This is a genomic window from Moraxella marmotae, assembly GCF_042219885.1.
Classification (GTDB): Bacteria; Pseudomonadota; Gammaproteobacteria; order Pseudomonadales; family Moraxellaceae; genus Moraxella; species Moraxella marmotae.
The window spans coordinates 248,991-271,226 of sequence record NZ_JBHJHR010000002.1; the positions used below are offsets into that span (position 1 = coordinate 248,991).

A 22,236-nucleotide genomic window follows, 5' to 3' on the forward strand; every position below is an offset into this window, starting at 1 on the left:
TATTTCTATACTGTCTAGTATTTCTATACTGTTTAGCCATACCTAGCTCCTTTTGTTAAAAAATGAATTCAAAATGAAAATACTACACGACATCAATCCGTCTTAGCCAAACAAAGTTATTTCATTTGTTAAAATTTGGTTAAATCTATGTCACCAATCATTTGGTTGATTTTATCATAAAATCAATAAAATCATGCCACAAATTTTCCCAATAATCATCAATAAATATTGTCAATGTACTTCGTATCTGTCAAATCTTAGCACATCATTTTTGACGCTTTGCTGCGGCAATTGTCCAGCAAAATAAGGAGCAAGAATCGGACGCTTGATGATAAGTTTGCCTGTCGTGGCCAATAACGATTTGGCATGGTCAAACAGTTTAATCTCATCGTCAAGCGGCGGCGGTGCAACCAAGTCGTGCAACACTTGCATTTGCTTATTGACTTTGGCTTTGTAGCTGTCTTTTGGGAACATGGGGTCTAAATACACGCAATCATAACAACCGCCCAGCACCGCTGTGTCGCCATGGACAATCTGAATGCCAGACAGTAGCCCCGGCCAATTTTTGTGCGTCATCATCAGTTGATATTCATAAAACAGCAACATCGCCAAAACAGGATTGGACTCGCACAATGTCAGCCTAGCCCCTGTGCTTGCCAATATCAGCCCATCATGCCCAAGCCCTGCCGTGCCGTCCAGCACCGTCATGGTGTTGTTGATTTTACACGCCTGCAAAATCAGCTCTGACTTACGCCCAGCGGTAACAATCCGCCGTGTCAGTGCTTGCCAGTTGAGCGATGACTTAATTACCGTGCGATTGTCAATTTTTATCAGTACAGGCGTATCTTTGATGATGGCAATCATCGGCATCTTGGGATAATCACTGGCAAATTGAGCAAGCAGCTTATCGCCAAACTTGGGCAGCTGATGGCAACCAAACACCAGTCCCAAGTTCTTTTCGTCATTAATGCGATAAAGTGCATCAAGGCAAGCGGACGGCCCATCAGTGAGCATCAAAATCTGCACGGTGATTTTCCTTGTTAAATTGCCAAATTGTCCAAATTCGCCAAATTAGCCTTGAATCTGATAACCAAAACCAAAAAAAGCCACCAACACCAGCACGCCAGTGATGATTCTTAGGTAAGCAAAAATCATCAAATCTTTTTTGCTGACCCATGCCACCATCCAGCGAATGCACAGCAACGCCACCACAAAGGATACCACCGTACCGACCGCCAAAACCACCCAATCATTTGCTGTTTGTAATAAATCTTTATGTTTTAATAAATCAAGCAATGCTGCCCCGACAATCACGGGAATGCCCAAAAAAAACGAAAATTCTGTCGCTGCTTTTTTTGATGTGCCAAGCAATAATGCCCCAATGATGGTCGAGCCTGAGCGTGATGTCCCGGGTATCAACGCCAAACACTGACAAAGCCCAATGCCCAAAGCGGTCTTAAAGCTGATATTTTCGGCTTCGGCAGCGTGGATTTGGCGTGGGTTTTTTTCGGCATAAATAATCACCAACGCCCCCAAAATCAGTGTAGTCGCCACCACCAATGGGTGAAATAGCGTTTTGGTGATAAAATCAGCCATCGTAAAACCAACCACCATCACTGGCAAAGTGGCGATAATCAGCGAAACCCCCAACTGGCGTGGCTTTACCATGCCTTCGGCACGCCCTGTCAAAAGCCCCATAAACGCCTGCCAAAGCCTGCCCCAATAATCATAAATCACCGCCAAAATTGCACCCAACTGGATAAAAACGATGAACAGATTGCGAAAACTGCCAGTTAAAAAATTCATCAAATCCGCTGACAAAATCAGATAGCCTGTGCTAGAGATGGGCAAAAACTCGCTGATGCCTTCAACGATACCCATGATCACAGCTTTGATAATCAACAAAATATCCATAAATGCTCTCGGTGTGATTGATTGTAGGATTGTGCTATTTTATTAAAATTAATTCAATTTATTAAAAGTTATTGATAGCTTACATAAATTTTACATTAATAATATCAAGGCTCATCAACAGCGTCGGTATTGATGCCTGTATTAATGGCGGATTGATAAACTTTTTGCAGGTTTAATGCTTACCCTGCTGTGCCAGCGTTTTCCACGCATTATCACGCAAATAAACTGGCAATGCTTGCTCGGCCACCACCGCTTGCCCTGCTTGATAAGCATGCCATGCCAAGCGAGCAATGTCCACCGCTGTCGGCTGTACTGGTGCAACAGTCGCCGCCGACTCAACCAAAGCCGTGCCATCGCCAGTGATGACATCGGCGACAAGCTGACTGCCGTAGTCCAGCAGGCCTTCGTTACCATAAGGGTTATTTGGCTGGATAATTGGCGTTGCTTTGCCGTTTTTTATCACAAAATGCCCAGCGTACAGTTGATTTTGGCGAGCGTCCATCACGGCGGTGATGCTGGTGTCATCGGCATATTGTCCACCCAATTGTGCCGTATCTGCCAGCACCGCCAGACTTGACACACCCACACAAGGAACATCAGCCGCCACTGCCAACGCCTGCACCACTGCCGTATTGATGCGAATGCCACTAAACGCACCCGGCCCACGGTTAAAGGCAAGGCAATCTATCTCATTAAGCCCAAGCCCACTTGCCGCCAACGCCACATCAACCATGGATAGGATAATCTCGGTTTGTCCACGGTTTCCAGCGATGGTTTGTTGATAAATCACGGTGTTGTCTTGGACAATTGCCAGCGAGCATTGCTCAAAAACGGTATCAAACGCCATTAAAGTTGTCATGATCTTTCCAAACTTGGCCAATCAAAAACGCTTTTTGAAATTGGGCGGCAGCTGACCTTGCATTTGTTGCATTTTTTTCTGCATCTCTTCCATGCTTGGCATGTCGTTAGGGTTTAGCCCCAAATCTTGCATGGATTTTTGCATCTGTGCCATATCCACTGACTCATCACCGCCTTTGTTGGCATTACCAAACAACGGTCCACCGCCAGACATGCCACGAGTCAAGCCCTGCACCGCTTTCATCATCTTGCCGATACCATCAGGACGGCTAATCATTTTCATCATTTTTGCCATTTGCTTGTGCTGCTTGAGCAAGCGATTGACATCTTGGATTTGCTTGCCTGAGCCTGCGGCAATGCGGCGTTTGCGACTTGGGGTGATTTTATCTGGATTTTGGCGTTCAAATGGCGTCATCGAATGAATCAAGGCTTCCATTTCTTTGACCTTTTCTTCAGGTTTAGCTTCTGCCATCGCTTTTTGGATATCGACACCGCCCAAGCCCGGCATCTTGTCCAAAAATCCTGCCATGCCGCCCAAGTTTTTCATTTGTTGAAATTGACTTAACAAATCTTCTAAGTCGAATTCACCGCCTTTTTGGATTTTTCTTGCCATTTTTTCGGCTTTTTCACGGTCGATTTTTTGCTCAACTTCTTCGACCAGACTCAGCACATCACCCATGCCCAAAATACGCTGGGCGATACGCTCAGGGTGAAACAGCTCAAGGGCGTCTAATTTTTCGCCACGACCCAAAAATTTAATCGGCTTGCCAGTGATGGCTCGCACCGACAGTGCCGCACCGCCACGAGCATCGCCATCGGTTTTGGTCAAAATCACACCTGTCAATGGCAAGGCATCATTAAAGGCTTTGGCGGTATTTGCCGCATCTTGACCTGTCATACTATCAACCACAAACAGCGTCTCAACAGGATTGACCGCCGCCGTCAGTGCTTTGATTTCGTCCATCATTTCATCATCAATGTGCAAGCGTCCAGCGGTATCAATGATAAGAATGTCTTGATACTGTAATTTGGCTTGTTCAATGGCACGATGGGCGATAGTAATCGGATTTTCGTCCGTGCTTGATGGCACAAAGCTGGCTCCCACTTGCTCGGCAACTTGCTCAAGCTGCTTAATCGCTGCTGGGCGATAGATGTCGGCAGAAACCAGCATTACCTTTTTGTTTTGCTTGTCTTGCAAAAATTTGGCAAGTTTACCTGCGGTGGTGGTTTTACCTGCCCCTTGCAAGCCAGCCAGCAGATACACCAATGGCGGCTTGCCAGTCATCTCAAGGCTTTGGTTGGCACTGCCCATCATTTCGGTCAGCTCGTCATAGACAATTTTGACAAATGCCTGACCTGGTGCCAGTTCTTTTAGCACTTCTTGACCCAAGGCTTGTTCTTTGACTTTTGCCACAAAATCACGAGCCACAGGCAACGCCACATCAGCTTCAAGCAGTGCCATACGCACTTCACGCAGCGTGTCTTTGATATTGTCTTCGGTCAGCTGTCCTGTGCCTGCGATATTTCGCAAACTGCCAGAGAGTCGTTCGGTTAAGGTATCAAACATAATCTTTCCATTTATTTATCAATTTGCAATCGTTTACAATGGTAAATTTGATGGCATTACCAAACTATTGCTACAAATACCTGCTATTTTATGCTAAATTAGGCAAATATTCCAATTTAATTGCACGATTCATGCCAATATCTGTGCTTTTTTGCTCAAATTGACCGTTAATCGGCCGTTTTTGACGAATTTAGGCGAATTTCTGGACTCAAACTTGAGTAAAACACACATTTGGTGAGAACAAAGGGGCAGTTGTGCTGTTGATTTTTTTGATTTGTTTGATGATTTATGCAGGCACAGGGCTGTATTTGGCTGGTGCTTTGTACAAAGATACGCCCATTCACAAAGGCGTGTTGGGGATTTTGTCGCTGGCCATGTTGCTGCACGGCTTTGTGCTGTATCCTGAGATTATCACGCTGTATGGGCTAAATTTTAATCTGTTTAACACCCTAAGCCTAACCAGCCTGTTTTTTGTGCTGTTTTATGTATTGTTTGGCTTGTACCGCCCAATTTTGAGCCTTGGCGTGCTGGCGATACCGATGGCATTGGCAGGCGTGAGTCTTGGCTATTTTGGTAAAGTGGCTTATGAGCCTTTGACCGATTTGTCTGGCAGTTTGCAGATTCATATTTTGCTGTCTTTTGCCGCTTATTGCGTGCTATTGATGGCGGCAATTCAGGGGCTGCTTTTACATTTGCAAATCCGTGAGCTTAAGCACCAGACCATGCACCGCTTTTGGGTCAGCCGCTTGCCGTCTTTACAGAGCATGGAAAGCCTGCTGTTTGACATGATTTTGATGGGCTTTGTGATTTTGAGCATCGCCTTGGGCTTGGGATTTGTGGCAACTTACGACATCTTAGATCAGCATTTGGCACACAAAATGGCATTTAGCACACTAAGCTGGCTGATTTATGGCGTGCTGATTGTTGGGCATTATCGCATGGGCTGGCGTGGTAAGCGTGCCGCCAATTTTGCCATGTACGGCTTTATTTTACTGGCGGTTGGCTTTGTTGGCTCAAAGGCGGTGATGGAATTTTTACTGGGCTGATTATCGTATTAGCACCACAAAAGCCGATACCTTGCAAAATCCTGCCGCTGCCCCATATAGGATTTTGTTTTTGATTTTAATTTATTTGAGTTTATTTGAGTTTAACTGTGTTAAATTTGGACAGCTTTGCCGAAATGATTAAAACGGTTAAATTTGGTTAAATTAAGTCAAATGACTAAAATTAACTTATTTAAATTATTAAAGTTTTTAAAATGTTAGGATAATAATGATGAGCCAAAACAATCAATCTGCCCTGTCGCCAAAACCTGCTCGCACCGAAATCCAAAACCCTGAGTTGTGGAATTTTCCCATGGATTATCCCATGAGTATCATCGGACACGAAGGCTATCGTGAAGAATTGCTTAATGAAGTCAAATTAATTTTGGCAGAATTATTCCCTGATTTTGACCACGCCAGTATCCAAATGCGTGCATCACGCACAGGTCGGTTTCACTCACTGCGAGTCAATCTACACCTGACGGCTGCCGATGAAGTCAATCGCCTGTACACCGCTCTTGATAAAGCCAAAACCGTACGCACGGTTGTCTAACTCTGCTAAGACCACGGATTTTGTGGTCTTTTTTTTGTAAAGCTGCCATGAATCTTTTAAAAACTCATCTCATCGATAGCAACCAAGCACCTCCCACGATACCCAAACCTGCAAACGCCCTACGCATTTTGCACACATCAGATTGGCATTTGGGCAAATTATTATATGGGCAAGCACGCTATGACGAATTTGCCAAATTTTTAGATTGGCTACAAGATGCTTTGCTGGATTATCAGGTTGATGTGCTGATTGTCGCTGGTGATATTTTTGACACCATGACACCCAGTAACCGTGCTGAGCATCTGTATCATCATTTTTTGGCGACTGCATTTTTACATCAAATCAAGCACATTGTCATTGTCGCTGGCAACCACGACTCACCCACCAACTTACAAAAAACCAAAGAAGTGCTGGGCGTGCTCAACACACAGGTCATCGGTGCGATTGATGATGAGCCACATGAGCAGCTGATTACGCTGGCCGATAGCGACAATCAGCCCATCGCCATCGTTATGGCAGTCCCCTATCTGCGAGATCGAGATGTCCGCACCAGTGGCGACGCCACGAGCATCGAACAAAAAAACCAACTGCTGCTACAAGGCGTTGCCGATTATTATCATTCATTAGCAAATCTTGCCAAGCAACAGCAAGAACAGATTAGCCAAACTTACCAAAAAACCGTGCCAATCATTGCCACAGGACACCTTTATGCCGCAGGAGCAAGCGTTTCATCGGACGATGATGGTATGCGTGATATTCAAGTCGGCACACTGGGGCAGATTAACGCCAATATCTTTGATGATGCGATTGATTATGTCGCTCTTGGGCATATTCACGCCGCCCAAATGGTCGCCAAACAAAATCGCATTCGCTATTGTGGCTCACCCATTGCCATGGGTTTTGGGGAAATTGGTCGGCATAAGCAAGTTTTGCTCGTTGATTTGCCATTGGATAAAAAGCAAATCCATGACGAAAATTTACCGCAAAATCCACCACAAATCATTGATAATAATACAATTTCTGACATTGCCATTCACAGTTTGCCCGTGCCGATTTTTCACAATCTGGCAAGAATTGTTGGCGATATGGATTTTATCAAAGCCAGTATCCATCAGCTAAAATCTTATGAGCAAACCATCTGGCTTGAGATTGAATATCAAGCAGACACACTGATTGCCAATCTTAAACAGCAAATCACCGATTTATTGGATAGCAGTCAATTGGTCGCTGTCAGCATCAAAAATAAGGGGGTTTATCAAGGCAGTCTAAAAGCACACACGCCCACCGTCAATCTTGAGCATCTGGACGAAATGGAAATTTTTTATAAACGACTTGCCAAAGAAAATCTAAATAATAATGAAGAAAAACTTTTAATTGATGCTTATCAAACTTTATTAAAGCAAATGCAAGAAACCGATGCCAACGCCCAATAATTTCATGGTAAATACTGATGAAAATCTTAAAACTGACTTTTGAAAATATCAACTCACTAAAAGGCAAATGGCAGATTGATTTTGAAGATTTGGCATTTAGTAACCATGCCTTGTTTGCCATCACAGGACCGACAGGGGCGGGCAAAACAACGATTTTGGACGCCATCTGCTTGGCGTTATACGGTGAAACGCCACGCCTAAACATCTCTGCCAACCAAAATGAGCTGATGAGCATCGGTACAGCCTTTGCTTCGAGTACGCTGATTTTTCGGGCAAATCAAAAAATTTATAAAGCCAGCTGGGCCCAGCGGCGTGCCAACCAAAAAAGCGATGGCAAGCTGCAAGCCATTCACCGTGAAATCAGCCTACTTCAGCACGCCGATGATGACAATGGGCAAATTTTGGAAGAAAAGGCCAGTCTGGTAACCAAGCAAATTGAGCAAATTTTGGGCATGAACAAGGCACAATTTACTCGCTCGGTGATGCTGGTGCAGGGGGAATTTGCGGCATTTTTACAGTCGGACGCTGCCGAGCGTGGACAAATCCTTGAGCAAATCACTGGCACGCACATCTATGCCAAAATCAGCCAAGCCGCCTTTGAGAAAAATAAAAAACAAAATCATTTATTAAAAGAACTACAAATTAAGCTGGGTGAAGTGCAGCTATTAGATTCAGAATCTTATCAAACGCTTATCGAGCAACTGCAAGACAGCAATCAGCAAAAACAGCAACTAGAAACCAACATTCAACACGCCGACAATCAGTTAAAACTTGCCAATCAATACACGCAGCTTTATGAAGAAAATAGCTATTGGCAAGAAAAACTCAAGCAAAATCAAACAGATTTTGATAATTTTTTGCCAAATCAAAAACGCCTGAACGATGCCAAACAAGCTCAGTCATTGCAATCTTTTTATCAAGCATTGACCGACAGCCAAAACAGCCATCAAGCCAAAAATCGTGAATTAAGCGAGCTGATCGCCTTATTGCCCACCCAACAAAATCAGCTTGATGAACAAATCATTATACAAAAAAATTATCAAGAAAAACTACAAAAAATCAATCTGGATTATGACAACGCCAAATCGGTATTGCACGCTGTTCGCCAATTGGATCAGCAGATCATCACCGCCAAACAAACCCAAACACATCAGCAACAAAATCTAGACAAAACACGCAATGAGCAAATCGCAAGCGAACAAGTACTGAGCGATGCCCAAGCCCAAAAGCACGCTTTGCAACAAGAAATGGTACAAATCGAGCAACAATTAAACCAAAATCATTATGACAAATTATTAGAAAAACTGCACATTTGTGATCGCCATGCCAGTCAATTTGATGGCGTGGTTAATCCAATCGTACACGCCTACGATCAACAGCTCATCAATTTAAATAAACTGCACGAAAAAATTGGGCAACTGGATAAAATGCGTGCAGATTATAAAGCTGAAAGACAAAATCTCCAACAACCACAAGACAACATTGTCCATCATAAAAAAAATATCATTAATGTATTAAAGCTAAATAATCAAGCTGATTTGTATTCATTGTCGGACTTTGAAAATATCATCAACGAGCAGCAAACAGCCATCAAAAAACACAGTGAATTACAGCACACTCTAACACAAATCAGCCAAGCCTATCAACAGTATCTGCCCATGCTTGCCGAGATGGACAGTTTGCACGATGCACAAGCCAAATTGGCACAAGAAGAAAAAACCAGCAAAGACACGCTTGAGCTTCTGACTAAAAACCTACAAAAAACCCAAGAAATTCAAAGCTCTATGGCAGAAAACTTTGAGCTACATCAACAAATTTTGCACATGAAACAGCATTTTGACAAGCTCAATGCCGGCGATGCCTGCCCACTGTGTGGCAGTACCACACACCCATACAAAGCACTGTCCCACCATCTTGATGGCAGTGATGCACAGCTTGCCAAGCAAAAATTGGACGACTGCCAGCAAGAGCTTGCAGTACTCAATCTAGAAATTGAAAACCAAAACAAAGCACTTTATAGCACCCAAATTTATCTACAAAATAATCAAGAAAAACTGGATAATCTATCCAAACAAAGCCATACAATTTATGAGCAATTGGAGCAGCTTTGGCTGTCCATCGCTATGCATTTTGGTGAATATGACAACTTGCCTGATGCCGATACCATTGCTATTTTGGTACAAAAAACCACCGCCAAAATTAGCACTCTTGAGCAAACTTATGCACAAGCCAGCCAGCTTATCAATCAGCTCAACCAAGCGATTCATTCTGAAAAAATTCTACAATCTAAAGTTGATAACCTACTGGCATTGGGGCAACAACGCAGACAAGACGCCCAAGAGCTGTACACGCACATCAAAACACAAAATGCACATTTAGCAGACGCACTGATACCGCAAGTTTGTAAACTGTTGAAGGCACAAAATGAGCTTGAACCGCATCAGGATTTGAGTGATTTTGATGTACATTTGCAGACCATTGGGCAATCACTGGGCAATTTATTGAGTCATATCAAGGGAGACATGAGTTTTGAGCATGAAAGGCTGCTACCAATTGAACTAAATCTCACAAAACTTGCCAGTGTCCGCCAAAATATTCTACACACACAACAAAACCTTACTCAGAAGGTGGATAAATTGCAGCAATTGAGCGATGTTTTGGGACAAAAACAAACTGCCGCCATTCGTCTAGATGCACAAATTGCCGAAAAAACCCACACCTTGCAGACGCTGCTGCCAGCGATTGACGAATGGCAAGCCGCCATCAATGCCAGCTGCCACGATATTCAGCAGTTAAACGGCCAACGCCATGAGCTGTTTGGTACAAAAAATCCTGATGACATTGAGCAAAATTATCAATCACAACTTAAAAATATACAGGCAGACTTAGACGGCGTGAATTTGACAATCCAAAACAGCTTTGCCGCCCTGCAAGCTCACAAGGCCAATATCCAAAGTCTAACGACGCTCGTTGATGAACTCACAATCAAACAGCAAAACAATCAAGCCGACTTTGATGCTGCATTGGCTGCATCGCCTTTTGCTTCCCAAGCACAGTTTTTGGCGGCGATATTGCCCACCGATGAGATAGCCAATTTGCAGGCAGAGTTTGACAAAATCAATCACCAGCTTAACCAAGCCACCATTTCTTTGGCCAACAATCAAGAAAAATTGGACGCTTTGGTCAATCAAAACCCCAATGTATCATCACTACAAGTTATTGAATTACAAGAAAATTTATCAAAATTACAAGCACAATGGGCAGATATTAACCAAAAAATTGGTGAGTTGACAACGCTTAAAAATAACGAAGAAAACCGCCGAACTTATCAAGCGGATTTGATTGAGCAAATCGAAAAACAGCAACAACAAAACGCCATTTGGGCAAAACTTGATGCGCTCATCGGCTCAGCAGACGGCAAAAAATACCGCAACTTCGTCCAAGGCTTGACGCTGGATTTGGTGCTGCATCACGCCAATCAAATCCTTGCCAAAATGAACGATCGCTATCTTTTGACCTTTGATGGCGATAGCGGCAAATCGCTGGAAATCTTGGTTACTGACTTACATCAAGGCGACGCTGTCCGCAGCAGCAAAAATCTCTCTGGCGGCGAAAGTTTTATCATCTCGCTGGCGTTGGCGTTGGGCTTATCGCAGATTAATAGCCAAAATGTGCAAATCGAATCGCTGTTTTTGGACGAAGGTTTTGGTACTTTGGACGAAACGGCTTTGGATTTGGCGTTGGGGACATTGTTTGAGCTACAACAAAGCGGTAAAAGCATCGGCATTATCAGCCATGTGGCAAGCTTAAAAGAACGCATCGATACACAAATTGTCGTAGAAAAACAAGCTGGCGGTAATAGTACATTAATCGGTGCAGGCGTTCGCCGTTTGCATCATTAATTATAAATATAAATTAAATAATTTATTGGATAGTTTATTTGGTTAAACTTATTTAATTAGTTTACTATTGATAAATTTCAAAGTTTGTGCGGTGTTTGTGTGGCATCTGTACATTGTCTGTACAATAACCGCAAGGCGTGCGTTAATCAGTGCTAATGAGTATTTTATATGATGCAAAATTAATCATAATTTAGCAAACAGCAAAATGTCAAAATGACGAACTGTACCCAGCTCACACCCAACCCAAAACACGCAAGCACGCCATGCCAACCGCCAGCCCAATCATGCTCACCACAGTGGTGAAGGCAAGAATGTTCGCCGCCAGCACATCGTTACCGCCCATCGCCTTTGCCATCACATAACTGGCGGCTGCCACAGGACTTGCTACCATAATAAACAGCACACCAAAATGCATCGGCGGCAAGGCAAACGCCACGCCCACAACCACCGCCAACAGTGGTGCAACCAGCACCCGCCCAATGCTTGCTTGCATTGAGATGCCTGACAAGCCCAGCATGGATTTGATGTCCAGTGTCGCCCCAGCACACAGCAGTGCCAAAGGCAGAGCAATGTGTGCCAACAACTCACCTGTGCGGACAATGGGTGTAGGCGGCGAATTAATACCTAACGCTTGATAAACAAAGGCGGCAACTAGGGCGATAATTAGCGGATTTTTAATAATTTTTTGGAAAATATCCAGACTTTGTTGTCCAAAATTTTTGACATTTTGGGTGCGTGATAGCGTGATGACTGATAAGATATTATACAAAATCGTAATCAGCCCCATATATACCGCACCAACGCTCGTGCCTTGACTGCCATAGGCATTACCCACCACTGACAGCGAAATAATCGCCATATTTGAGCGAAAAACACCCTGCACAAACACGCCTTTATCACGCTGATTTGGCACAAAATATTTGGCATAAATCTCTGCACCGATAAACAACACAAAAGTGGTAACAACGCCAGCGGTGATGAGCGTGATTTGTTCAGAGTAATTTACCTGACTTTTAATAACACTAAAAAATAGCAAACACGGTAAGCAATAATTAAACACCAGTTTTGATGCCACATCAATGAAACTGGCGTTAATCGTGCCACGCTTGTGCATCGCATACCCAAGTGCCATGATTGCTAGGTTTGGAAATACAATCATAAAAGCAAAACTGATGGCAGCAAATAATGCTTGGGCATTCATACACAAACCTTAATCAGTGATTTTACGAAATTTATTATTAAAATAAGATAAAATAAACTCAGACAAATAAGCAGTTATTTATCCAAAATCTCTTGGGTCTTTTTGAGCTTTTTTATCGTCATTGCCAGCAGGCTAATCGCTGCAGGCGTTACGCCACTGATACGACTTGCCTGCCCCAAAGTCGCTGGGCGTACTTGTGATAATTTTTGCACAATTTCATTAGACAAACCTGAAACCGCTTGATAATCAAAATCCAGTGGCAGCTCTGTATTTTCAAGGCGTTTCATCTGCTCGATTTCGTCATTTTGGCGGTCAATATAACCTGCGTATTTGACACGGATTTCGATTTGCTCGCCCACTTCTTGAGCCGCTTGACTGTCGGCCACTTGGGCAATGTCGTCAAAATTAATGTTGGGGCGTTTTAATAAATCCAGCAGCGTGTTTTCTTTGGTCAAAATCTCGCCAGTATTTGTCATAAATGCTTTGCCAATGGCGTTATTTGGCGTCGCCCAAATGTCTTGTAGGCGAGCGGTTTCACTGGCGATGGCGTCCATTTTTTGGTTAAATTTTGCCCAGCGTTCATCATCGACCAGACCCAATTCACGCCCAATGGCAGTCAGACGCTCATCGGCGTTGTCTTCACGCAGCAGCAGGCGATGCTCAGCACGACTGGTAAACATGCGATATGGCTCGTTTGTGCCGTGGGTAATCAAATCATCGACCAACACGCCAAGATACGCCTGATGTCGCTGCGGCGTCCAAGGGGCTTGATCGGACGCTTGGCGTGCGGCATTTAGACCTGCTAAAAGCCCTTGGGCAGCAGCTTCTTCGTAGCCTGTCGTGCCGTTGATTTGCCCTGCAAAAAACAGGCCGTCGATGGACTTGGTTTCTAGCGTCGGCTTAAGATTTTGGGGATCAAAATAGTCGTATTCGATGGCATAACCCGGGCGAGTGATGTGAGCATTTTCAAGCCCACGCATTGAGTGGATAAACGCCACTTGCACATCAAATGGCAAGCTGGTTGAGATGCCGTTTGGGTATAATTCGTGCGTGGTCAGCCCTTCAGGCTCAATAAAAATCTGATGGCTGTCTTTGTCAGCAAAGCGGTGAATTTTATCTTCGATACTTGGGCAATAGCGTGGGCCAACGCCTTCGATTTTGCCACTAAACATCGGTGAGCGGTCAAGGTTGGCACGGATAATCTCGTGCGTACGCTCGTTGGTGTGGGTAATGTAGCAGTTGATTTGGCGTGGGTGCATCGACACATCGCCCATGTAGCTCATCACTGGCAACGGTGTATCGCCCGGCTGCACTTGCATCACACTAAAATCCACCGTGCGAGCATCAATGCGTGCTGGCGTGCCTGTTTTTAGTCGCCCGACAGGCAGGTTTAATTCACGCAAACGATCAGCCAAGCGAATCGCTGGCATGTCGCCCGCTCGTCCGCCACGCTGCGACTCCAGCCCCACATGAATCACACCGCCCAAAAATGTCCCTGATGTCAGCACCACCGTGCGTGTATTAAACCGCACGCCAGACGCTGTTACCACGGCAACGGCACGGCCATTTTCGACAATAATGTCATCAACAGGCTGCTGGAACAAATCCAAATTGTCTTGATTTTCAAGCACATGGCGAATCGCCGCCTTGTATAAAATGCGGTCAGCTTGGGCTCGTGTGGCTCGCACTGCCGCCCCTTTTCGGCTGTTTAACACACGAAACTGAATGCCTGCTTGGTCAGTTGCCAAAGCCATCGCCCCACCCAAAGCGTCCACTTCTCGCACCAGATGCGATTTGCCAATGCCGCCAATGGCAGGGTTACAGCTCATCTGCCCCAAAGTCTCAATATTGTGTGTTACCAACAAAGTTGCCGAACCCATGCGAGCAGCTACCAACGCCGCTTCGGTGCCTGCATGACCGCCACCAATGACGATGACATCATAAGTTTTTGGGTAGTGATAAGTGTTCATGTGATTTGTTATCCAGTTGTCCAGCCAAATTATCCAGTTGCCGTTGATTGATTTAATTAATTAATTAATTTGTTAATCTATTATCAAATCGATGATTTACAATTTAACGGCACTGATAAATGTACGATCAAAGTCAAAATTTAATCAAACTGGCTATTTTAGCACACTTTTAACCAAGCCCAACAAAAATCTGGCGACAAACCACGCTTTTTGATTGCATTTGTGCCGATTATCGCTTATGATACGCCATCTTTATTTGTCATGACAATTTAATCACCGTATTAATTGTCATGACAAATGTTAATTTTATAATCATAAATTTTTTAGATAAAATTCAAACCGTTATGAAACTTTTGCACGCTTTTTTAATCGTTCTGACTTGCACCACCATGACCGCTTGCGTGCATAAAATCGTTACTGTACCTGTCAAAGTCGCCTACAAAACCACCAAAGGCGTGGTCAAAGGCACGGTCGCTGTCGGCAAAGCTCTAATCCCTGGCGATAGCGATGACGAAAAAGAAAGTAAGCACAAGAAAAAATAACGGCATTATTAGCTGTCAAAATTCAAGTTTAGCCAAACTTAACCAAACCAATTAAATACCCGCCAAGATACCAAAAATCACTTGGTAACGGCGGATAAAATGGACAGAACTTGGCTCAAAAACAGCCAATTATCGCCATCAATGCTTTAAATAATGCTTGCACGGCAATGGCAAGGTTTGGTATAATGGCAGCTGTTTTTTGAGAGCCCTTCGTTTCCCCAACTCTAAAAACAAATAAAATCAAGCATTGCTTGAGATTTTTATTTGTATTACTCTCAAACTCAACTAAATAGGTTTTATATGACTACTACTATCAGTGCTAAACCTGCTGAAGTTGTACATGACTGGTATGTCGTGGACGCTGAAGGCAAAACTCTAGGTCGTCTAGCTTCTGAGATTGCTTCTCGTCTTCGTGGCAAACATAAGCCATCGTACACTCCACATGTGGATACTGGCGATTATATCGTTGTTATTAATGCTGACAAAATTGCTGTAACTGGCAAAAAAGCTCAGGACAAAAAATACTACCGTCATACTGGTTATCCGGGCGGTATCAAGGAAACCAACTTTACAAAACTTCTTGCTCACAAGCCTGAAGATGTATTGTTTAAAGCTGTTAAAGGCATGCTTCCAAAAGGTCCTTTGGGCTATGCAATGATTAAGAAGTTAAAACTGTATGCGGGTACTGAACACCCACACACAGCTCAACAACCTAAAGTACTAGACATCTAAGGAGACATTATGGAACGCAATTACGGCACTGGTCGCCGCAAGACTTCTACCGCTCGTGTCTTCTTGTCTAAAGGCACAGGTAACATCGTTGTAAACGGCAAATCACTAGACGAATACTTCGGTCGTGAAACTTCTCGCATGGTTGTTCGTCAGCCACTAGAGTTGCTAGAACTGACCAATAGCGTTGACCTATACATCACTGTTGTTGGCGGTGGTATCAATGGTCAAGCGGGTGCAATTCGTCATGGTATCACTCGTGCATTGATCGAATCTGACGAAAGCTACAAACCTGCTCTAAAAGCAGCTGGCTTCGTTACTCGTGATGCTCGTGAAGTTGAACGCAAAAAATTGGGTCTACGCAAAGCTCGTCGTCGTCCACAATTCTCAAAGCGTTAATCTTACGATTGCCACATGCAAAAAGCTCTTGGTTTTTATCAAGGGCTTTTTATTTGCTTATGTTTTTTTGCCGTGCTTTTTAATTTCACATTTCACCAGTTCTATCTTTATTAATTTCACATTCAATTAAAGCGTTTGATTAAAATATTTGGTTAAAATATCAGATAAAATTTATTAATAAATAATAAAAACTTCATGCAATTTTTAATCACTATTCGCTAATAACTGCCATCTTAAATAAATCAAGCTGTTTTAAATTTTTAAATTTTTAGCAATTTTTTATTAATTACCCAAAACAAGCAGACAGCAATTAAGATTTTTTGTAACTTTTCTTGCAATTTTACCAAAGCAGTGCAGAAAAAAATTTTAAAATATGGTAACATTACAGAGATAATTTTTTTTCGAAAATTCTCAGTTATATCAATTTTACTACAATATTAAATTAGCTAATATTCGGTAAATTCGCTTTTTCGTTAAATCATTAAAATTTTTGCGACTTTTTTTGACAACTTTGTAAGAGAATAATTTATTTTATTACAAAAATAGCTTAAAATAGTCATATTTAGCAAAAATAGGCACAGCAAATGTGGCAAATTTAATAAAAGTGTTTTATTATAGCCACACACCCAGTATGGGAATATTCCCATTCTTTTTCTGGAGGAAGTTTTAATGAGCCATGCCGAAGGCGTGAATGTTAAACGCCGTAGAGTCCTAATCGCAAGCACAGCTGCCATTGGTGCAGTCGGTGTTGGTGCGATCGCCACCCCATTTGTGCGTTCTTGGTATCCAAGCGCCAAAGCGGAAGCCGCTGGTGCCGCTGTCGTTCAAGACATCGCAGGTATCGAAAACGGACAAATGATTACCGTGAAATATCGTGGCAAGCCCATCTTTGTCGTCAAACGCACTGAAGAGATGGTGGCAAATCTTAGTAAAGTAACCCCAAAACTTAGCGATCCAAATTCTGAAGCATCTGTTCAGCCTGAAGAATGCAAAAACGAAACACGCTCACTAAAACCAGAATTGTTGGTTGTTGAGGGTGTTTGTACGCATTTGGGCTGCGCACCAACTTTCCGTCCTGAAGTCGGTGCGGCAGATTTGGGTGGTGCTGACTGGTTTGGTGGTTTTTTCTGTCCATGCCATGGATCTTTGTATGACCTAGCCGGACGCGTGTATAGCGGCGTACCTGCCCCTGCGAACCTGCCAGTGCCGATCTATAGCATCGATGGCACAATCTTGACCGTTGGGGAGGCTTAATCATGAGTATTGCTAAGAAGTTTATGAGCTGGGTAGACGCACGCTATCCCGCCACCGAAACTTATGAATACCACATGTCCAAATACTATGCACCAAAAAATTTCAACTTTTGGTACTTTTTTGGCGTGCTATCCATGGTTGTTTTGGTCAACCAGTTGGTTACAGGTATTTGGCTGACAATGATGTTCAACCCAAGTGCCGAAGGTGCATTTGCATCGCTTGAATACATCATGCGTGATGTCAAAGGCGGCTGGCTAATCCGTTATATGCACTCAACAGGTGCGTCAGCGTTCTTTATCGTTGTCTATCTGCACATGTTCCGTGGCTTGTTATACGGCTCATACAAAAAACCCCGTGAGCTTGTTTGGCTTATCGGTATGGGCATCTACCTATGCTTGATGGCGGAAGGTTTCTTTGGCTACCTACTACCATGGGGCAATATGTCCTACTGGGGTGCGCAGGTTATCCTAAACTTGCCTGCTGCGATTCCATTTATTGGTGATGGCTTGGCAGAATGGGTGCGTGGTGACTACCTAATCTCTGGCATTACCCTAAACCGTTTCTTTGCTCTGCATGTGATTGCCATTCCTTTGGTATTGGTTGGTTTGGTATTTATGCACTTGGTTGCCTTGCACCATGTTGGCTCAAACAACCCAGACGGTATCGACATCAAAAAACTTAAAGACAAAAACGGCGTGCCACTTGATGGCGTACCTTTCCACCCATACTACACCACTCATGACATGGTTGGTATCGTGGTGTTCTTTATCTGTTTCTTTGCTGTGGTATTCTTCGTTCCTGAAGGTGGCGGCTACTTCCTAGAAAAACCAAACTTTGAAGTGGCAAACGCTCTAAAAACACCGCCACACATTGCACCTGTATGGTACTACATGCCGTTCTATGCCATTTTGCGTGCCGTACCGCACAAATTGGGTGGTGTCATTGCCATGGGTTCTGCGATTGCTGCGTTGTTTGTCCTGCCATGGCTGGATCGCTCACCAGTGCGTTCAATTCGCTACAAAGGCATTTTGTCAAAAATCGCCCTTGCCATCTTTGCTGTTAGCTTTGTCATTCTAGGCTATCTGGGCGGTACAGCTTCTACACCAACCGCTACCATCGTTGGTCGTATCTGTACAGCACTATACTTCTTGTATTTCCTATTGATGCCGTTCTACACTTCGATTGAGAAATGCAAACAACCACCAGAACGAGTTACCGGAGGTCACTAATGAAAGCACTTAATTCACTTGTAAAATTCGGTGCTGGTGCTATTTTGGCGACAGCTGGCGTTTTGATGAGCAATAATGCTCTTGCTTCGGGTGGTCATGGCTGTGGTGAATATACCGAAGCTGACGGCTCAAAAGTTACCCTAGAGTGTAGCAAAGCACCGATTGACTTGACCAATAAAGGCTCTTTACAGCGTGGTGCTGCGATGTTTATGAACTACTGTGCTGGTTGCCATTCAGCACAATATGTTCGCCACTCTCGCATTGCACAGGATTTGGACATTCCACCTGAGTTGGTTGAAAAATATCTGATGGTAACAACCAATGCCATCGGTGATCACATCACTGCTGGCATTGACCCTGAGCTACAAAGCCAGTGGTTCGGTGCAGCACCACCAGATTTGTCGCTAGAAACTCGTCTGCGTGGTGATGACTGGGTATATACTTACCTATTGTCATTCTACGAAGATCCAAGCCGTCCTTGGGGTGCAAACAACCTTGTGCTGGCAAATGCTGCCATGCCACATGTGTTGCACAACCTGCAACACTCACTTGGTCAAAAAGAGTACGAAGCACGAGTTGGCGACCTTGTAAACTTTATGGCATGGATGGCTGAGCCAGTCCGCCACGATCGTAAGGTTTATGGTGCATTTGTGGTACTGTTCTTGTTGATTCTATTAATTCCAGTATATCTACTTAACAAAGAATTCTGGAAAGATGTCAAATAAGACAGTCTAACCATCAAAAGACCGGTGATTTTTCATCGGTCTTTTTGTATTTTGCCCACCAATTTCACCAGATAGTTACAGACTTAATCAAAAAATTTTGCTAAACTAATGGCATCATTCATGCAATGGCTTATCATGGCAAAATTACCACACATTCCCTTAGCACAGTTCGTACTTTATGCCGACCATGGGCTAAATAGCCATATCGTACGCTTATTGCTCGAAGAAAAGCAGCTGGAATATCAGCTGATTATCATTGACGACGAATACCCCGAAGAGCTGATTGAGCTAAACCCTTATCGCACGCTGCCGATTTTGGTCAATCGTGATATTGCCTTGTATGAATTTAATATCATTTTTGAATATCTTGAAGAGCGACATCAGATGCCGCGCCTGCTGCCCGCCGCTCCCAATGAGCGTGCCAAAGTGCGGCAATTGGCTTGGCGTCTGCAAAAAGACTGGCTGGCTTTGGCATATACGCTGCTAACCCACCCAGACAGTTTTGATTACAATCAAGCCGAACTTGCCAAAAAATCATTGTCCGATTCACTGGTAACGCTGGCTCCGTTATTTGGCCATCAGCCTTATTTTTTGTCCGATGAATTTGGTTGGTGCGATGCGTTATTATTGCCCTTATTGTGGCGATTGCCCGAAATGCAAATTCAGCTGCCTGTGCATTTGACACGCCCATTGTTGGATTATCAATCACGGTTATTTGCTCGCCCAAGTTTTCAAGCCAGTATTCAATTCAAGGAAACTTTATGACCACACCAAAACGCCCTTATATCGTCCGTGCTTTTCATGAATGGATCGAAGATAACGACTACACGCCCTATCTGATGATTGATGCCACACACCCTGATGTTGTCGCACCACTGGAATACGCCCAAGAAGGTCGATTAGTGCTGGCCGCTTCTTATCAAGCCACGCACAATTTGCAAATTGACAATGATGCCATCAGCTTTGATGCACGATTTGGCGGCATCTCACGGCAAATTTGGATTCCCATGCCAGCTTTGATGGCAATTTATGCCAAAGAAGACCCTGAGCATGGTGCGTTTTTTGATCCCAATGAGTACGCTGACTATGCCGATGTCGTCGCTGACGATACCAACAAAGCAGCACCAAAGCCTGCCAGCAAAAAAGGCTCAGCGCTAAGAGTGCTTGACTAAATTTACAAAACTAAACGCAACAGTCACAGTTTTTTAACAATCTGGCAGGTAATTTGATAAAATAACGCTTTACCATCAAATTTATCATCAAATGATGGACTGGTTTATTTTGGATTTTTGGTTTGCATTTGTTTGTATTTATTGAGCGTACAGGTTAATCCATGCGTCTTTTGGTTGCTGCGGCATTATCTTTATCCATCTGGTCGGCATCAGTATCGGCATTGGCTCAATACAGCTATGAGCAAGCCAAAGCCGATTTGTACCGCCATTCGCCAGCTCTGCAAGCAGCAGCACTGCTTGATGAAGCCAGTCGCATTCAGGCGGACGCACTGTCAGGGCTAGGTCGTCCAACAATCTCACTCAATGCCCGAGCCATCAGCTACCATCAGCGTGCCGATGTCGCCACCGATGGCATCAAATCGGCATTGGGCGAACATCTAAATACCCAATCTGATGCCAAACTCACCGATTTGGCAAATCTTGGGTTAGATACCGATCAATTATCACAAATCGGTCAAATCAATCAGCAGTTAATCGGCAATGCCATCAACCGCTTGCCTAACGAAATCCATCTGGACGCCAAAGACAGCCAAATCACGCCCAGCATTGTCATCTCGGCACCGCTATACACTGGCGGCGTCATCAGCACCAGCAAACAAATCGCCAATCTTGGCAGCCAACGCCAAAGTCTGTCCACCCAAGAACAAAATTCACTGGTGCAACTTGAACTGATTCGCCTGTATTTTGGCACGCAGCTCAAGCACACGCTGTCGCAGGCAGCAGCCAGTAATTACCAAGCGATGCAGCAGCACGCCAACAATGCCCTAAAACTTGAGCAGGCAGGTTTTATCAGTCGTGGGCAGCGAATGCAATTTGAAGTGGCACGCAATCAGACTCAGCGAGCTTATGAGCTGGCAAAACTGGCTTATGAGCAAAGCCTGTTTGAGCTGCAAGATTTGCTTGGCAAACGCCAGCTTGATGAGTTGTCCACGCTGCTATTTATCAACCCATCGCAGTCTTTGAGCTGGCAAGATTTGCAACAAGCATTTGACACGCAGTCGCCACTGGTGCAAAAACTTGCCGCTGATGTCAGCCTTGCCAATCAGCAAGTCAAGCTACAAAAAGCAAGCAAAAAGCCCAAAGTTTTTGCCTTTGGTGAGTATGCTCCCAGTGATAATGACTGGTTTGTCGGTGTCGCTGCCAATTACCCTTTATACACTGGCGTCAATCGTGATGGGCAAATCCAAGCCGCCAGACTAAAAGCCAACGCCGCTGCCGCCGCTGCCGAGCAAGCCACCCAACAAGCCGTCAAAGCCATGCACTTGGCGTATTTGGAATTTAATAACGCTCGGCTGACGCATGGCATTTTGGTGCAAAATCGCAGTGCCGCTTTGGAGAATTTACGCATTCAAAAATTGGCATTTCAAGAAGGCTTTGGTACTGCCACCGATGTCATCGATGCCGAAAACCGCCTGCAACAAGTCCACAGCGAAACTGCCGCCAACGCCTACCGCTACATCATGGCGTTGGCAAGCCTGCTACACAGCACGGGCAATTTGGACCGCTTTGGCGATTATTTGACAGGCAGGGGCGTAATTCAGATTGCCAACTGATTGACCATTTGGCAATTTTACCATTTTCAATCAGCTTTTAATCAGTTTTGATTAAATTATTTTAAATTGATATTCAAATTAAATGTTTATTTTATTGATCAGCATTTGACAAAATCAACCACAAGTCGACAC

Annotated in this window: 19 protein-coding genes; 13 read left to right on the forward strand and 6 right to left on the reverse strand. The window is 44.1% G+C overall.

Annotated features, from left to right (window positions below):
• Window positions 1–231: 231 nt before the first annotated feature.
• The 4 genes from ACFBZI_RS01340 to ffh form a co-directional block, all read right to left on the reverse strand.
• Window positions 232–1,026 carry a class I SAM-dependent methyltransferase gene (locus ACFBZI_RS01340; RefSeq protein ID WP_375714673.1) on the reverse strand — a complete coding sequence of 265 codons (795 nt, stop codon included), beginning with the start codon at window positions 1,024–1,026 and terminating at the stop codon, window positions 232–234.
• Between the two features lie 45 nt (window positions 1,027–1,071).
• Window positions 1,072–1,914, reverse strand: a complete 843-nt coding sequence (locus ACFBZI_RS01345) for an undecaprenyl-diphosphate phosphatase (protein WP_375714674.1) — start codon at window positions 1,912–1,914, stop codon at window positions 1,072–1,074.
• 172 nt (window positions 1,915–2,086) lie between these two features.
• Window positions 2,087–2,773 (reverse strand): tRNA (adenosine(37)-N6)-threonylcarbamoyltransferase complex dimerization subunit type 1 TsaB, encoded by a 687-nt coding sequence (gene tsaB, locus ACFBZI_RS01350; RefSeq protein WP_375714675.1) that lies wholly within the window; start codon window positions 2,771–2,773, stop codon window positions 2,087–2,089.
• Window positions 2,774–2,794: 21 nt separating this feature from the next.
• Window positions 2,795–4,339: a signal recognition particle protein gene (ffh, locus tag ACFBZI_RS01355; RefSeq protein WP_375714676.1), complete on the reverse strand. Its 1,545-nt coding sequence runs from the start codon at window positions 4,337–4,339 to the stop codon at window positions 2,795–2,797.
• Between the two features lie 254 nt (window positions 4,340–4,593).
• Between ffh and ACFBZI_RS01360 the strand changes: the two genes are divergently transcribed.
• The 4 genes from ACFBZI_RS01360 (at window position 4,594) to ACFBZI_RS01375 (ending at window position 11,270) form a co-directional block, all read left to right on the forward strand.
• Window positions 4,594–5,385, forward strand: coding sequence for a cytochrome C assembly family protein (locus ACFBZI_RS01360; protein ID WP_375714677.1), 792 nt, complete (start codon window positions 4,594–4,596; stop codon window positions 5,383–5,385).
• A 226-nt stretch (window positions 5,386–5,611) separates the two neighbouring features.
• Entirely contained in the window at window positions 5,612–5,935 is a 324-nt protein-coding gene (locus ACFBZI_RS01365) for a YbeD family protein (RefSeq protein ID WP_375714678.1), read from the forward strand.
• 47 nt (window positions 5,936–5,982) lie between these two features.
• On the forward strand, window positions 5,983–7,368 hold the full coding sequence (locus ACFBZI_RS01370) for an exonuclease SbcCD subunit D C-terminal domain-containing protein (protein ID WP_375714679.1): 1,386 nt from the start codon (window positions 5,983–5,985) through the stop codon (window positions 7,366–7,368).
• Window positions 7,369–7,385: 17 nt separating this feature from the next.
• On the forward strand, window positions 7,386–11,270 hold the full coding sequence (locus tag ACFBZI_RS01375) for an AAA family ATPase (RefSeq protein ID WP_375714680.1): 3,885 nt from the start codon (window positions 7,386–7,388) through the stop codon (window positions 11,268–11,270).
• Window positions 11,271–11,502: 232 nt separating this feature from the next.
• Here ACFBZI_RS01375 and ACFBZI_RS01380 read toward each other — a convergent pair whose 3' ends face one another.
• Together ACFBZI_RS01380 and mnmG are read right to left on the reverse strand one after the other, a co-directional pair.
• Window positions 11,503–12,471, reverse strand: coding sequence for an AEC family transporter (locus ACFBZI_RS01380; RefSeq protein ID WP_375714681.1), 969 nt, complete (start codon window positions 12,469–12,471; stop codon window positions 11,503–11,505).
• Window positions 12,472–12,545: 74 nt separating this feature from the next.
• A complete protein-coding gene (gene mnmG, locus ACFBZI_RS01385; RefSeq protein ID WP_375714682.1) occupies window positions 12,546–14,441 on the reverse strand; it encodes a tRNA uridine-5-carboxymethylaminomethyl(34) synthesis enzyme MnmG in 1,896 nt (631 codons plus the stop codon).
• Between the two features lie 344 nt (window positions 14,442–14,785).
• Here mnmG and ACFBZI_RS01390 point away from each other — a divergent pair, with 344 nt between their 5' ends.
• The 9 genes from ACFBZI_RS01390 (at window position 14,786) to ACFBZI_RS01430 (ending at window position 22,104) form a co-directional block, all read left to right on the forward strand.
• Window positions 14,786–14,983 (forward strand): NF038104 family lipoprotein, encoded by a 198-nt coding sequence (locus tag ACFBZI_RS01390; RefSeq protein WP_375714683.1) that lies wholly within the window; start codon window positions 14,786–14,788, stop codon window positions 14,981–14,983.
• Between the two features lie 300 nt (window positions 14,984–15,283).
• Window positions 15,284–15,715 carry a 50S ribosomal protein L13 gene (rplM, locus tag ACFBZI_RS01395; protein WP_152708197.1) on the forward strand — a complete coding sequence of 144 codons (432 nt, stop codon included), beginning with the start codon at window positions 15,284–15,286 and terminating at the stop codon, window positions 15,713–15,715.
• Window positions 15,716–15,724: 9 nt separating this feature from the next.
• A complete protein-coding gene (gene rpsI / locus ACFBZI_RS01400) occupies window positions 15,725–16,111 on the forward strand; it encodes a 30S ribosomal protein S9 (RefSeq protein ID WP_076554328.1) in 387 nt (128 codons plus the stop codon).
• Between the two features lie 669 nt (window positions 16,112–16,780).
• Complete coding sequence (petA, locus tag ACFBZI_RS01405; RefSeq protein WP_375714684.1) at window positions 16,781–17,365, forward strand: ubiquinol-cytochrome c reductase iron-sulfur subunit; 585 nt, start codon at window positions 16,781–16,783, stop codon at window positions 17,363–17,365.
• Between the two features lie 23 nt (window positions 17,366–17,388).
• The gene (locus tag ACFBZI_RS01410) at window positions 17,389–18,594 is read left to right on the forward strand and encodes a cytochrome b (protein WP_375716283.1); all 1,206 of its coding nucleotides are present in this window, start codon (window positions 17,389–17,391) and stop codon (window positions 18,592–18,594) included.
• The gene (locus ACFBZI_RS01415; RefSeq protein WP_375714685.1) at window positions 18,594–19,319 is read left to right on the forward strand and encodes a cytochrome c1; all 726 of its coding nucleotides are present in this window, start codon (window positions 18,594–18,596) and stop codon (window positions 19,317–19,319) included. Before ACFBZI_RS01410 ends, ACFBZI_RS01415 begins: the two co-directional genes overlap by 1 nt.
• Window positions 19,320–19,454: 135 nt before the next feature.
• Window positions 19,455–20,084, forward strand: coding sequence for a glutathione S-transferase N-terminal domain-containing protein (locus tag ACFBZI_RS01420; RefSeq protein WP_375714686.1), 630 nt, complete (start codon window positions 19,455–19,457; stop codon window positions 20,082–20,084).
• Window positions 20,081–20,491 (forward strand): ClpXP protease specificity-enhancing factor, encoded by a 411-nt coding sequence (locus ACFBZI_RS01425; protein ID WP_375714687.1) that lies wholly within the window; start codon window positions 20,081–20,083, stop codon window positions 20,489–20,491. The genes ACFBZI_RS01420 and ACFBZI_RS01425 overlap by 4 nt, the downstream gene beginning before the upstream one ends.
• Window positions 20,492–20,652: 161 nt before the next feature.
• The gene (locus ACFBZI_RS01430; RefSeq protein WP_375714688.1) at window positions 20,653–22,104 is read left to right on the forward strand and encodes a TolC family protein; all 1,452 of its coding nucleotides are present in this window, start codon (window positions 20,653–20,655) and stop codon (window positions 22,102–22,104) included.
• Window positions 22,105–22,236 lie beyond the last annotated feature (132 nt).